This is a genomic window from Paenibacillus sp. J31P316 (genome assembly GCF_056269105.1).
The window spans coordinates 1-12905 of the sequence record NZ_JBWDNI010000014.1; the positions used below are offsets into that span (position 1 = coordinate 1).

Here is a 12905-nt window from a genome sequence, read left to right on the forward strand (position 1 = left end):
ACCCGTCCGCCGCTAAGCTATCCCCGAAGGAATAACTCCGCTCGACTTGCATGTATTAGGCACGCCGCCAGCGTTCGTCCTGAGCCAGGATCAAACTCTCCATAAAAGTGGCCGAAGCCATTGTATGAATTCGCTTGTTAGCTCATTCAAAATACTAGCTTGCGAAACGTTAATTTCGCGATTTATGACCTTTTGACAGGTCGCTCATTGTTCAGTTTTCAAGGAACAAATTCAAGTGTCGTTCGCCCAATGTCTCAGCGGCGACTTGATTAATATATCACAGTTGCTTGTCTCAATGCAAGCTTTTTTTTATTTTACTTACTAAAAAACTGTGATACATTTCTTTGCCTCAAAAGCGGCAAGGAGTAATATATCACAGTTATTAGGGAGGGGTCAAGCCTTCTTTTGAATTACTTTTAAGCTTTTGTTCGTTGCAGAACTTCTTCAATGTAAAGCTGTTTCTCGTTCGCCAAATTCACGATTGTACCGTTCACAGAAACCCATGGCCGCGTTGGATGATTACGATCCGAGAATACGATTTCTCCAAGACGATTGTCGCTTAGACGAACAATCGTACCGTTGTGAAACTGCGTTGCCTTCTCAATAAAGATGCGCACGTACGAAGGATCCAGTTTACCAAAGGAATCTTGATGCAGTTGCTCCAACACCAAATAAGGGGAAGTCGCTTTGCGATAGGAACGCTTCATCGTCATTGCATTGAAAATGTCCGAAATGGCTACGAATTTCGCATAAGGGTGAATCTTCTCCGAATTGATCCCAAGCGGATAGCCGCTGCCGTCAAATCGTTCGTGATGTTGAAGAGCTGCCAGCTTCACACCCTCGTTAACTGCCGCGACATTCTTGAGCAATTGGTATCCGAGTACGGTATGCCGCTTCATATCTTCAACTTCTTCTGGCGAGAGCTTGGTTGGCTTATTTAAAATGTTGCGGTCGATCTTGGCATTGCCTATATCGTGTAGAAGCCCGGCTAGCGCGGATTGCATCCAATCCTTCTTAGGTAGTCCGTTCCACTGGGCCATCATATAACAGCTCAATGCCGACATCACGCTTTTGTGGAAGAGATAATCCTCGCTCGGTACATTTTGCGGTGAGAAAGTCAGGATCTTGTAATCTTGACTTTGCTGCAGCAGCGATTCCAGCTGATTGCGAATATCTAGAATCGGCAGTGGCTGTCCGCTCATCATTTGGTTAAATACACGCTTCAGAAGCAATACGGTACGCTCATACTGCTCCGCAAGCGATGATTTGACTTGAGGGCTCCCCTGCGCTTCTAATTGATTCTCACTTGCGGCTTCTTCCGCTTCTTTCTTGTCCGCTGGCCCGTCGATCGTTACATGTGGAACAAGAAAGGCTTGCAAGATGTCATATTCCCGGGGCGTAACGACCTTTCCTTTATGAAAAAGCACGCTGCCGAGCGGCGTAAGGACATCTTGAATGATTTTGTCCCCAAGCTTAACCTGTGAAACTGATACCGTGCCCATAGCCTCTCCTCCACATCAATGCCTCAAGAGCACACCACGCAAAACTATTCTTCCTCCGAGGTTAACTCCTCGGGCTCGTTGCCTTCTGCGTCTTCTCCTGCGTCCGCCTCTTCGTTACGCGCAACACGAGTTACCGTCGCAACAGAATCGTCTTCACGGATATTAATCAGTCTGACCCCTTGCGTGTTTCGTCCCATAGTCGAAATATCGGCCATGCTCATACGCATTAACGTACCGGAAGACGTCATGATCATCAGATCTTCATCATTCTGCACGACGCGCAGGCTGACGAGAAGACCCTTCTTCTCCTGAACGTTAAGCGTTTTGATTCCTTTGCCGCCGCGGCTCTGAGACCGGTATTCGCTTTCTGGGGTCCGTTTGCCGTATCCGTTGGCCGTTACGATCAATATCTCGCTGCCCGGTGCCACAACGTCCATGCCGATAACTTCATCTTCATCATCCGAACTGATGCCCTTTACGCCCGTAGCAGAACGGCCCATCGGTCGCACATCTTGCTCGGGGAATCGAATCGACATGCCTTGGCTTGTTCCCATGATGATCTCCTGGTTGCCGTCTGTCAGCTTCACGCCGATCAGATCATCGTCTTCGCGCAAGTTGATCGCAATAAGACCGACTTTGCGAATGTTCGCGTAATCATCCAGCGGCGTCTTCTTGACGATGCCGTTCTTGGTCGCGAAGAACAAGAAGCGGTCCGGCTCGAAGGATTCGACCGGAATAACGGCATTGACCGTCTCGCCTTGCTCGATCTGAATCAGATTGATAATCGGCGTTCCCCGCGCGGTGCGGCTGAGATCTGGAATCTCGTAGGCTTTCAGCCTGTAAACCTTGCCTTTATTCGTAAAGAACAGCAGGAAGTGATGGGTATTGGAAACGAAGAGATGCTCGACGAAGTCGGTATCCTTCGTATCCATCCCGATAACGCCTTTGCCGCCGCGCTTCTGGCTGCGGTAGGTCTTAACCGGCAACCGTTTGACATAGCCGGAGTGAGTAACGGAAATGATCACGTCTTCGCGAGGGATCAGGTCCTCATCGAGAATCTCGTCTTCACTTGTCATCAGCTCTGTACGACGTTCGTCACCGAATTTTTCTTTCACTTCTTCCAGCTCTTCGTTAATGATTTGAAGCACAAGCTGTTCATCTGCCAAAATCGCTTTGTACTCGGTGATTTTGCGAAGCAGCTCGGCATACTCAGCTTCAATCTTGTCGCGTTCCAAGCCGGTGAGGCGCTGTAAACGCATATCCAAAATCGCCTGAGCTTGATCAAAGCTAAGACCAAAGCGCGAAATCAATCCTTCTCGTGCTTCTTCGGTCGTTTGCGAGGCACGGATCAATCGGATGACTTCATCGAGATTGTCGAGCGCGATGCGCAAGCCTTCCAAGATATGCGCACGTGCTTCCGCCTTCTTCAGATCGAATTCCGTACGGCGGCGTATAACCTCGACTTGATGCTCCAAGTAGTAATAGAGAATATCACGCAGATTGAGCGTGCGCGGTTCTCCTTTGACGAGCGCCAGCATGTTGAAGCCGAAATTCATCTGCATTTGGGTTTGCTTATACAGGTTGTTCAGCACAACTGTTGGCGTCACATCGCGGCGAAGTTCGATGACGACACGCATACCGTTGCGGTCAGACTCGTCGCGGAGATCCGTGATGCCCTCGATTTTCTTCTCGCGTACAAGCTCGGCGATTTTCTCGACAAGCCGTGCTTTTACAACCTGATACGGCAATTCATGCACGATGATACGCGCTTTGCCGCCATTCTCTTCGATGGTTGCACGTGCACGCATCGTTACGGAGCCGCGGCCCGTCGTATACGCTTGACGCATGCCTTCGCGTCCCATGACGAAACCGGCAGTCGGGAAATCCGGACCTTTGATATAATCCATCAATTCGATTGGCGTAATATCCGGCTGGCGGATAAGCGCCTGAACGCCATTGATAACCTCCGTCAAGTTATGCGGAGGAATGTTCGTTGCCATCCCTACCGCAATCCCGGTCAAACCATTGACGAGCAGATTCGGGAAACGGGCTGGCAGAACCGTCGGTTCATGCTCTTCGCCGTCGTAGTTGGGTGCAAAATCGATCGTTTCTTTATTGATATCACGCAGCATTTCCATCGCAATCTTGGAAAGACGTGCTTCCGTATAACGCATTGCAGCGGCCATATCGCCGTCGATGGATCCAAAGTTGCCGTGTCCATCAATAAGCATATAGCGGAGCGAGAAGTCCTGTGCCATCCGTACCATAGTCTCGTATACAGCCGAGTCACCATGCGGATGGTATTTACCGATGACTTCGCCGACGATTCTAGCCGATTTCTTATAAGGCTTATCCGGCGACATGCCGAGCTCGGACATCGCGAACAAAATCCGTCGATGAACCGGCTTCAAACCATCGCGGACATCCGGCAGCGCGCGGCTGACGATGATACTCATTGCATAATCCATGAACGATTCGCGCATCTCGGTGCCGATATCGCGGTCCCGCACTTGCAGGCTTTTCTCTTCTGCCATCGTAAACCTCCTAATGTTTTGCGTATGTTAAGCTTCAATGGCCGCTGCCCCTGGAATGACAAACGCAGCTGGCAAGCAGAAAAAATCATCAGACACTGCTAGAATCCCTTATAGTTTCGGCACATTCTTGCCATCCTTAAACGTTTGCATACCCGAAACTTGTTACAAACCGATCCATGCGCCCAAAACTTTTTGGTCTTAGGTTAATACACGCTCCAAACCCGTTTTTTCGCCATAAACTAACATGATGTTGGCGTCGAATAGGGTCGCAAATTGGAAAAACCTAAAAATAGGCATTATCTCTATTATACCATTCATTTATAACCCTGTCTCCTGCAGGCTCGTAATCCCGCTACCCGAACGCTAACATGAAAGGTGGAGCCCTGTTGGCCATCCAACGCGTGAAAAGCAAGTGGGCAAAAACAAAAGTATTGCTGCTCTCGGAACCGCTGCGCGAACGGATTCCGGTAACGAAGCGATGGCAAATTCCGCAACTGGCTTCTATGCTCGAGCAGCATAGCATGGTCTATGTGAAGCCCGATCAAGGTACCTTTGGACTAGGCGTCGTTCGAGTCGAGAAGCTCGCCGATAGCACGTATACGTATCAGTCCGGGACCCATCTGCAGCATTTCTCTTCATTCGACAAGATGGCTGTTTCGCTTCAAAGCCGTATTGGAAGCCGGAAGTACCTGATTCAACAAGGGATTCCGCTGCTCTCTTATGAGGGTCTGCGCTTCGATATCCGCGTCATGGTGCAGTGCAATCCCAAAAAGGAATGGGAAACCACCGGTATCATCGGACGGCTCAGTCATCCCAAAAAAATCGTAACGAACTATCATAGCGGCGGTGTTCCTATGGCCTTCGACAAGCTGATGGATCCTCATCTATCGCAGCCTCAAATTGATAGTTACAAAATGTGGCTCGCGGAAATCGGCACATCTGTCGCGAGGCAGCTGCAAACGCGTTATCCCCGATTGAAGGAGCTCGGGATCGACGTGGCTATAGACGAGTCGCTCCGCCCCTGGATTCTTGAAGTTAACACACTTCCGGACCCCTACATCTTCCGCAAGTTGGACGATAAGACGATGTTTCGCCGCATTTACCGGTATTGCCTCGCCTACGACAGGCGCATGAAATAACGACAAGCCGCCCGATACTTCGGACGGCTTGTTTGCTGCATATGCTAGACATCAAGGTTTTTGACGTATTTCGCGAACTCTTGAATGAATTCGCGGCGTGGTTCCACGTTGTCGCCCATCAGCGTCTCGAAAATATTATCCGCTTCGATGGCATCGTCGATGGTAACTTGAAGCATCGTCCGGCTCTCCGGATCCATTGTCGTTTCCCATAGCTGCGATGCGTTCATCTCGCCGAGACCTTTGTACCGCTGCACGTTGACCTTAGCGCCTTCGCCAAACTCGGCGATAATCGCATCGCGTTCTTTTTCGCTTTGCGCATAACGGACGACTTTATTTCGTTCAATCTTGAACAACGGCGGTTGGGCGATATATACGTAACCTGCCTCGATGATCTTGCGCATGTAGCGGAAGAAGAACGTAAGCAGCAGTGTACGGATATGGGCGCCGTCGACGTCGGCATCCGTCATGATAATAACTTTGTGGTAACGCGCTTTGGCAAGATCGAAGTCATCCGCAATGCTCGTTCCAAGCGCCGTAATGATAGCCCGAATCTCCGTATTGGAGAGAATCCGGTCGAGACGCGCGCGCTCGACGTTCAGAATTTTACCTCTGAGCGGCAAAATCGCTTGGTAATGACGATCGCGCCCTTGTTTGGCCGATCCGCCTGCGGAGTCTCCTTCGACGATGTAAATTTCGCTTATGGATGCATCGCGGGAAGAGCAGTCCGCCAGCTTGCCTGGAAGCGCACTGACTTCCAATGCGCTCTTGCGGCGTGTCAGCTCGCGGGCTTTACGCGCGGCTTCACGAGCACGGGAAGCCGACAGCCCTTTCTCGACGATTTTCTTGGAGACGCCTGGATTCTCATCCAAGAATTCCTGGAACTTCTCGGCAAAGAACGATTCGACGATACCGCGCACTTCGCTATTGCCAAGCTTCGTCTTCGTCTGTCCCTCGAATTGCGGTTCAGGAATCTTGACAGAGATAATCGCCGTCAATCCTTCACGCACGTCATCGCCGGACAGGTTAGAGTCGCTGTCTTTGATGGCGTTTATCTTACGGGAGTACTCGTTGATGATTCTTGTTAACGCGCTCTTGAAGCCAGACTCGTGAGTACCGCCTTCATGCGTGTTGATGTTGTTGGCGAAGGAGTAAATATTCTCGGTATAGCTGTCGTTATATTGCAACGCAACCTCGACCTGAATATTGTCCTTGGAGCCTTCGACGTAGATCGGCGCTTCGTGCAGCGCTTCCCGGCTGCGATTCAAATACTTGACGAATTCGATGATGCCGCCTTCGTATTTGTACGAATTGCTCGTGCCCGTACGCTCGTCTGTGAGCGCGATTTCAATGCCTTTATTCAAGAAGGCCAGCTCGCGGATCCGCGATTGGAGCACTTCGTATTCGTATACGAGCGTTTCGGTGAAAATCTCGACGTCCGGTTTGAAGGTTGTCGTCGTGCCGGTATCGGACTCTTCAGCGTCGCCAATGACTTTCAAGTCATATTGTGGTGCACCGCGACGATATTCTTGGCGGTAGACCTTGCCTTCCCGCTTGACGGTAACCTGGACCCATTCGGACAAGGCATTTACGACCGAAATCCCGACGCCGTGAAGACCTCCGGATACTTTATAGCCTTCGCCGCCGAATTTACCGCCGGCGTGGAGAACGGTCATAACGACCTCAAGCGTCGATTTCTTAAGCTTCACGTTCTCCCCGACAGGGATCCCCCGACCGTTATCGATAACGGTAATGCTGTTGTCCTCGTGAATAATCACTTGAATGCGCGTGCAGTAACCTGCCAGTGCTTCGTCAATGCTATTGTCAACGACTTCCCATACGAGATGGTGAAGTCCTTTTCCACTCGTGGAACCGATGTACATCCCGGGGCGTTTGCGTACCGCCTCTAACCCTTCAAGAACCTGAATCTGGCTTTCATCGTACGTATGCTGATTCGACGACATGCTGGGTTTCACTGCTCCTCTCAACTACCCTGGTCGCGAACTTCGTTCGCGGCTTGGGCCTGCAACCTACTTGCCACTTTGCAAACTGACAGCCCGTTAACCCTCTAATTAGTCGCAAAATGGTGCGAACGCTTCTTCAGCGTTGAGGATGAGATGGGCGAATAGTAGATTTTATGCTCGGTCACTACGATCGATTTCGCTTCTTCTTCTCCTATGACTTCAACGTCTTTCCGCTTACGGGCTTGCGCGACGAATTGCTTGGAAAGCTTGGAGGATTGCTCGATCGAAATATCGAAAATCGCCACGAGCTCCGCGGCGCGAATGATTTTCTCTCCGCCTAAATGTATATACATAAACCCGCCCTCCGTTTCTTCGTCACTTGCGATTACAGCGCTACATTTCCGTCCTGAACCTGATAAATTCGGGCGTCGTGCAGTTTGCCGATATTAACGCTCTCAAGCCCCGTGGTCGTAATAAACGTTTGAACTTTGCTCTGAAAGGTTTCAATCAGCTGCGTTTGCCGATGCTGGTCAAGCTCGGATAAAACATCATCGAGCAGCAGCAGCGGATACTCGCCGATTTCTTCATGAATGAGCTCGATTTCAGCTAGTTTAAGCGACAATGCAGTCGTTCGCTGCTGTCCTTGGGAGCCGTAAACCGAGGCTTCTTTGCCATTAATATAAAAGGCCATGTCATCACGATGAGGACCAACGAGCGTCATCCCGCGACGAAGCTCCTGATCCTTTACTTGTGTTAACTTTATCATAAATTGCTCAAATAAAATAGATTCTTCTTCGGTGGCGTCGCTTTCGAAGGAGGGGCGGTACACGATCGTCAGCTCCTCGGAACCGGCCGTTATGCCCGAGTGAATGGTCTGTGCCCATCTTTGAAGCTTCTCTATGAAGTTTTGCCTTTTTTTCACGATTTTAACACCATACTCTGCAAGCTGCATGTTCCAAACTTCCAACATCGCCGGATTGGCGTTGCCAGGCAGCGTGGCTTTCAAGTAATTATTCCGCTGCTGCAGCACTTTATGGTATTGGCCGAGCGCATGCAAATAACCGGGCTGCACCTGTCCGATTTCCATGTCGAGAAACCGGCGGCGCACGCCCGGCGTGCCCTTCACAATTTCAAGATCCTCCGGAGCGAACATGACGACGTTAAGCGAGCCGACAAAATCGCTTAATTTGCGTTGTTCCAATCCGTTGATTCTAGCCTTCTTCCCTTGCTGCGATAACATGAGATCAAGCGTCACGTTGCCGTAACGCTTCTCCACTTCTCCTCGTATGCGTGCTTCGTTCGATTGCCAGCCTATCAGTTCCTTGTCTTTGCTCGTGCGGTGAGACTTGGTTAACGCAAGGACAAGAATAGCCTCCAGCAGATTGGTTTTGCCCTGCGCGTTGCGCCCGACGAACAGATTGACCTGGCTATCGGTCTTCAGTTCGATCTGCTCGTAATTGCGGTAATTTTGCAGCTGAATGGAATTTAATCGCATAGTATGGCCCCCCGGTCATCGGCTGCAAAAACAGCAGGCTGCCGCATTACCGTGTCACGATCGTGAACAAGCCGTATCCCTTAATGTCAACCTTGTCCCCGACATACAATTTGCGGCCGCGGCGATTATCGGGCTCCCCGTTCACGTTAACCTCATGTTCCTGCAAAAAAAACTTCGCGGCTCCACCGGAATCGATGCACTCTGAAAGCTTCAAAAATTGCCCTAGCGCGATATATTCCGTTGATATCCCAATTTCTTTCATGGTCATAGCTCCTTATTTAGCCTGTCGTCCGGTATGGAAGAATGAGATGCAAGCTGTGCGGATGGTCCGTCGGCTTGATGATGATCGGGCTCATCGCACCCGTGAATCCGATGAATATATATTCACTGTCGATAACTTTGAGCGTATCCAGCATATATTTGGAGTTGAAGGCGATGCGCAGCTGCTCGCCGGTCATTTCTTTCACTTCTACCTGTTCCGTTACGCGGCCGAGCTCCGTGGAGCTGGAGGAGATTTCGATGCTTCCGTCCTCCTGGGTGACGAGCCGAACGATGTTCGTTTTCTCTTCCCGCGACATCAAATACGCCCGATCGATCGCGTCCGTCAATTTTTTTGTCGGCAGGACGAGTTCTGTTTTGAAATGCTGCGGAATAATCTTAGAAGTGTCCGGGTAAGTACCATCCAAAATACGGGAGTAGAACAGCACGTTGCCGACTTTGAATAGGACTTGATTCTCCGCGACAACGATATCCACATGTGTATGATCGTCCGGAACGATTTTGGAGAGCTCGTTCAGCGTTTTACCCGAAATGACGACATTTGAGAATCGATAACCTTCCGGCGCTTCGACGGTCGCCGTTCGGCTGGCAAGCCGGTGACGGTCCGTAGCAACGAATTTGAGCTGACCTTCTGTCATATTCCAAAGCGCTCCCGTCAAAATCGGGGTTTGTTCACTTGTGGATGCAGCGAAAACGGTCTGACGAATCATGGATTTCAGCAAATCGCCTGGAACCGCAATCGATTCGCTTTGTTCGATGGTCGGCAGAACAGGGAATTCTTCTGGATCCAGTCCAACCATTTGGATATCCGTGGATCCGGAGCGAATCATCGTTTGAAAATGGTCTTTGACTTCGATTTCCAGCTCGTCCGAAGGCAGCTTCTTGACGATTTCAACGAAGAATTTGGCTGGAAGCACGACGCTCCCGGGTTTTTCGACTTTGGCGATGACAAATTCGCCGTTTTCGACGGGAATGAAGCTTTGGATGGAAATATCCGTGTCGCTTGCTGTCAGCGTAACGCCTTGGTGATTGACGTCGATTTTGATGCCTCCCAGAATCGGGATTGCCGGACGTGTCGAAGAGGCCTTGGATACTTGTTGAATCGCGTCGTTCAGTTGGTCTTTTCGGATCGTTAATTTCATAAGTGTCACTCCTAAAGGAAAGGGGATCACGGCTGCAGAAGATGGCGTCGTTTTCACCCGTATTTTGATGATGTTTATTAATAAAGAATAGTAGAAGTCGTAGTAGGGGCGCTGAATATGTGGATAAGTGTATATAACACGGATAAAGCAAGCCTATCCACATGTGTATAGCGTGTGCATAGGCTTGCTGTTTAAATGTTGAAGAAGTGAATAACTTTTTCGCTTATTATTCAGGATTCTTCCTATTCATATCACGTATGGTTCTTAACCTTCTCGGTAAGCGTCTGAATGATCTTGAACAGCTCGGTATCATTCTTAAGCTGCTGCGTTATTTTCTCGTGAGCGTGAATGACCGTCGTATGGTCGCGCCCTCCGAAGGCTTCCCCGATCTTGGGCAGCGAATGGTCGGTTAATTCCCGGGACAAGTACATGGCGATTTGCCTTGGGAACGCAACGGCTTTCGTTCGCTTGCGCGCTTTAAACTCCTCCAGCTTCAGGCCGTAAAGCTCGCCTACCTTCTGCTGAATGTCCTGCATCGTAATCATTTTCGGCCTGCTGGTCGGAATAATATCCTTCAACGCTTCAGCTGCCAAATGAGACGAAATATCCTCGTTAATCAAGGATGAATAGGCTACGACACGGATGAGCGCGCCCTCCAGCTCACGGATGTTCGTATCGATCTGGCTTGCGATATAAACCATGGCTTCGTTCGGAATGTCCAGGTTTTCCGCTTTCGCTTTCTTCCTAAGAATCGCGATCCGCGTCTCCAGGTCGGGCGGCTGAATATCCGTGATCAACCCCCATTCGAAACGGGAACGCAGCCGCTCCTCGAGCGTCGGAATTTCTTTGGGCGGCCGATCGCTGGAGATGACGATTTGCTTGCGTTCTTCGTGCAGGGCGTTGAACGTATGGAAAAACTCTTCTTGAGTCTGTTCTTTACCGGCCAGAAACTGAATATCGTCGATCAGCAGCACGTCGATATTTCGGTATTTGTTACGAAAGGATTCACCGCGGTTGTCACGGATGGCGTTGATAAATTCATTGGTGAATTTCTCCGAAGACAGGTACAGCACCCGCGTATTGGGATTGTGTTCTAAAATATAATGCCCGATCGCATGCATCAAATGCGTTTTGCCGAGACCGACGCCACCATATAGAAAGAGCGGGTTATAGGCTTTGGCAGGTGCTTCGGCAACAGCGAGCGATGCGGCATGAGCAAATCGGTTGTTGGCGCCGATGACGAACGTGTCGAACATATATTTGGGATTGAGCATATGCGAATACGGCTCTTCCGGACCGACCTGAACTTGCGGCACGACAATAGGATGAATTTCTGCGGGCTCAGGCGGCTTATTCTCTTCGATGACGAATTTTATGTCGAATTGACGCCCCATAAATTCCTGCAGCGTTGTCCGCACAAGCTTGGTATACCGGCTTTCGAGCCATTCGGCCGCGAAAGTCGTCGGAGCTGTCACGACGACGACGGAATCTCCGCTGAACGAAGCTTTCGTCGCCTTAAACCAAGTATCGAAGCTCGGCTTACTAAGCTTGGTTTGAATGATAGACAGCACCTGTTGCCACATTTCGTGCGTATGGCTATCCACAAATGGTCACTCCTTATCAAAATCGCCGAGAACGGCGCTATCCTGCTGAAAATGTCGAAAGGGGGAATTCGGCTGTTGATAATGTGTCCACATTATTAAGGGATGGAAAATAAACTTATCAGAAGGGGATGAATGTTGTTCACATTGTTATCCACAGGCTGTTAATAATGTTGCGGGGGATTAAAGTCATCCACACAGAAAACATAATTATCATAGCAAAATAACCCTTGATATTCAACGATTCCGGTCATTTTATCCACAAATTCAATAGGTTGTGTACAAAACTTATCGACAACACTAGATATTGTTAATATCTTGTTACCAGTTCGACAAAATTCGGGAATGTGCGATAAATTCATCCACATGTTATTAATTTTGCGCACAGTTCGGCTAAATCTTAGTTTATCCACAGTTTGAATTTGGCAGTCCCTCGTTCTCTTGTTCAGCAGTCGTGAAGGTTGACTTTTGCATGGGGGCGTGGTTTAATTTAAAAAGGCGTTTTTTACGGAGAATGCTCATCGTTCGAGTGTTCTTATCGACCTTGCAGCATCCTCGAATAGGAAAACCGACGATTGCTAATCGTGAAGACGATCAGAAATAGCATGTACGTACAGTTAGTTAAGTAAGGATAGGAGGTGCATCGATCAATGAGACCTACATTTAGACCGAATGTTAGCAAACGTAAAAAAGTTCATGGTTTCCGTAAACGTATGGCTTCCGCAAATGGACGTAAAGTGCTGAGCGCCCGTCGTCAACGGGGAAGAAAAGTACTGAGCGCGTAACTTTAAGACCACTTTACGTGGTCTTTTTTTCATTTATAAGGGTCATACTATGCAATAAAGGTTCGGTGAAGATGCGCCGTGCAAAAAAAACTGCGATTACGTAAGCGCGAGGATTTCAGCCGGATCTATCGAAACGGCAAATCATTCGCGAATGGCCAATTCGTCGTGTACTGGTCCCGCCAGCATAAAGCGGAACCGTTCAGGCTCGGCGTCTCGGCCAGCAAGAAAATCGGCAATGCCGTCGTGCGCAATCGGATGAGGAGACTTGTGAAGGAGATTGTCCGCCATCAGACGGACCGAATCGCCGAGCAGCTCGATTTCATCATTATTGTCCGCAAACCGGCTGTCGGGCTTGGCATCAAGGAACTCGAAAAAAGCATGCTTCACGTGCTGAAGCGAGCAGGGTTATTGAAACAGAATCGATGACCCTTGTAATCGCTTAACCACTGAGGCGGGCTTGTTTCTTT

Annotated in this window: 11 protein-coding genes and 1 rRNA gene; 3 read left to right on the forward strand and 9 right to left on the reverse strand. The window is 49.6% G+C overall.

Annotated features, from left to right (window positions below; translation table 11 throughout):
- From AC0YNU_RS25650 to gyrA, 3 genes are all read right to left on the reverse strand, one after another.
- Nucleotides 1-106 (reverse strand): 16S ribosomal RNA (locus tag AC0YNU_RS25650); the annotation flags it as partial.
- Between the two features lie 310 nt (nucleotides 107-416).
- Entirely contained in the window at nucleotides 417-1502 is a 1086-nt protein-coding gene (locus AC0YNU_RS25655; RefSeq protein WP_475761572.1) for an HD-GYP domain-containing protein, read from the reverse strand.
- A 44-nt stretch (nucleotides 1503-1546) separates the two neighbouring features.
- Entirely contained in the window at nucleotides 1547-4036 is a 2490-nt protein-coding gene (gene gyrA, locus AC0YNU_RS25660; RefSeq protein WP_475761574.1) for a DNA gyrase subunit A, read from the reverse strand.
- 386 nt (nucleotides 4037-4422) lie between these two features.
- On the opposite strand from gyrA, the gene AC0YNU_RS25665 reads away from it, so the two are divergent.
- Nucleotides 4423-5175 (forward strand): YheC/YheD family protein, encoded by a 753-nt coding sequence (locus AC0YNU_RS25665; RefSeq protein WP_475761576.1) that lies wholly within the window; start codon nucleotides 4423-4425, stop codon nucleotides 5173-5175.
- A gap of 44 nt (nucleotides 5176-5219) precedes the next feature.
- Here AC0YNU_RS25665 and gyrB read toward each other — a convergent pair whose 3' ends face one another.
- The 6 genes from gyrB to dnaA all read right to left on the reverse strand — a co-directional run bounded on the left by gyrB (nucleotide 5220) and on the right by dnaA (nucleotide 11656).
- On the reverse strand, nucleotides 5220-7136 hold the full coding sequence (gene gyrB, locus AC0YNU_RS25670; RefSeq protein ID WP_475761577.1) for a DNA topoisomerase (ATP-hydrolyzing) subunit B: 1917 nt from the start codon (nucleotides 7134-7136) through the stop codon (nucleotides 5220-5222).
- Between the two features lie 104 nt (nucleotides 7137-7240).
- Nucleotides 7241-7489: an extracellular matrix regulator RemB gene (gene remB, locus AC0YNU_RS25675; protein WP_161700170.1), complete on the reverse strand. Its 249-nt coding sequence runs from the start codon at nucleotides 7487-7489 to the stop codon at nucleotides 7241-7243.
- A gap of 32 nt (nucleotides 7490-7521) precedes the next feature.
- Complete coding sequence (gene recF / locus AC0YNU_RS25680; RefSeq protein ID WP_475761579.1) at nucleotides 7522-8631, reverse strand: DNA replication/repair protein RecF; 1110 nt, start codon at nucleotides 8629-8631, stop codon at nucleotides 7522-7524.
- A 46-nt stretch (nucleotides 8632-8677) separates the two neighbouring features.
- Nucleotides 8678-8893: a S4 domain-containing protein YaaA gene (gene yaaA / locus AC0YNU_RS25685; RefSeq protein ID WP_475761581.1), complete on the reverse strand. Its 216-nt coding sequence runs from the start codon at nucleotides 8891-8893 to the stop codon at nucleotides 8678-8680.
- A 16-nt stretch (nucleotides 8894-8909) separates the two neighbouring features.
- Nucleotides 8910-10052 (reverse strand): DNA polymerase III subunit beta, encoded by a 1143-nt coding sequence (gene dnaN / locus AC0YNU_RS25690; RefSeq protein ID WP_475761583.1) that lies wholly within the window; start codon nucleotides 10050-10052, stop codon nucleotides 8910-8912.
- 251 nt (nucleotides 10053-10303) lie between these two features.
- Complete coding sequence (dnaA, locus tag AC0YNU_RS25695; RefSeq protein ID WP_475761585.1) at nucleotides 10304-11656, reverse strand: chromosomal replication initiator protein DnaA; 1353 nt, start codon at nucleotides 11654-11656, stop codon at nucleotides 10304-10306.
- 647 nt (nucleotides 11657-12303) lie between these two features.
- Here dnaA and rpmH point away from each other — a divergent pair.
- Together rpmH and rnpA are read left to right on the forward strand one after the other, a co-directional pair.
- On the forward strand, nucleotides 12304-12438 hold the full coding sequence (rpmH, locus tag AC0YNU_RS25700; protein ID WP_090574515.1) for a 50S ribosomal protein L34: 135 nt from the start codon (nucleotides 12304-12306) through the stop codon (nucleotides 12436-12438).
- A 78-nt stretch (nucleotides 12439-12516) separates the two neighbouring features.
- Complete coding sequence (gene rnpA, locus AC0YNU_RS25705; RefSeq protein ID WP_475761588.1) at nucleotides 12517-12864, forward strand: ribonuclease P protein component; 348 nt, start codon at nucleotides 12517-12519, stop codon at nucleotides 12862-12864.
- The last annotated feature ends 41 nt before the right edge of the window (nucleotides 12865-12905 follow it).

What these genes read in the sequence shown, in the direction of transcription:
- AC0YNU_RS25655 (WP_475761572.1), bottom strand. Translation starts at nt 1,502, where the DNA reads ATGGGCACGGTATCAGTTTCACAGGTTAAGCTTGGGGACAAAATCATT.
- gyrA (WP_475761574.1), bottom strand. Translation starts at nt 4,036, where the DNA reads ATGGCAGAAGAGAAAAGCCTGCAAGTGCGGGACCGCGATATCGGCACC.
- gyrB (WP_475761577.1), bottom strand. Translation starts at nt 7,136, where the DNA reads ATGTCGTCGAATCAGCATACGTACGATGAAAGCCAGATTCAGGTTCTT.
- remB (WP_161700170.1), bottom strand. Translation starts at nt 7,489, where the DNA reads ATGTATATACATTTAGGCGGAGAGAAAATCATTCGCGCCGCGGAGCTC.
- recF (WP_475761579.1), bottom strand. Translation starts at nt 8,631, where the DNA reads ATGCGATTAAATTCCATTCAGCTGCAAAATTACCGCAATTACGAGCAG.
- yaaA (WP_475761581.1), bottom strand. Translation starts at nt 8,893, where the DNA reads ATGAAAGAAATTGGGATATCAACGGAATATATCGCGCTAGGGCAATTT.
- dnaN (WP_475761583.1), bottom strand. Translation starts at nt 10,052, where the DNA reads ATGAAATTAACGATCCGAAAAGACCAACTGAACGACGCGATTCAACAA.
- rpmH (WP_090574515.1), top strand. Translation starts at nt 12,304, where the DNA reads ATGAGACCTACATTTAGACCGAATGTTAGCAAACGTAAAAAAGTTCAT.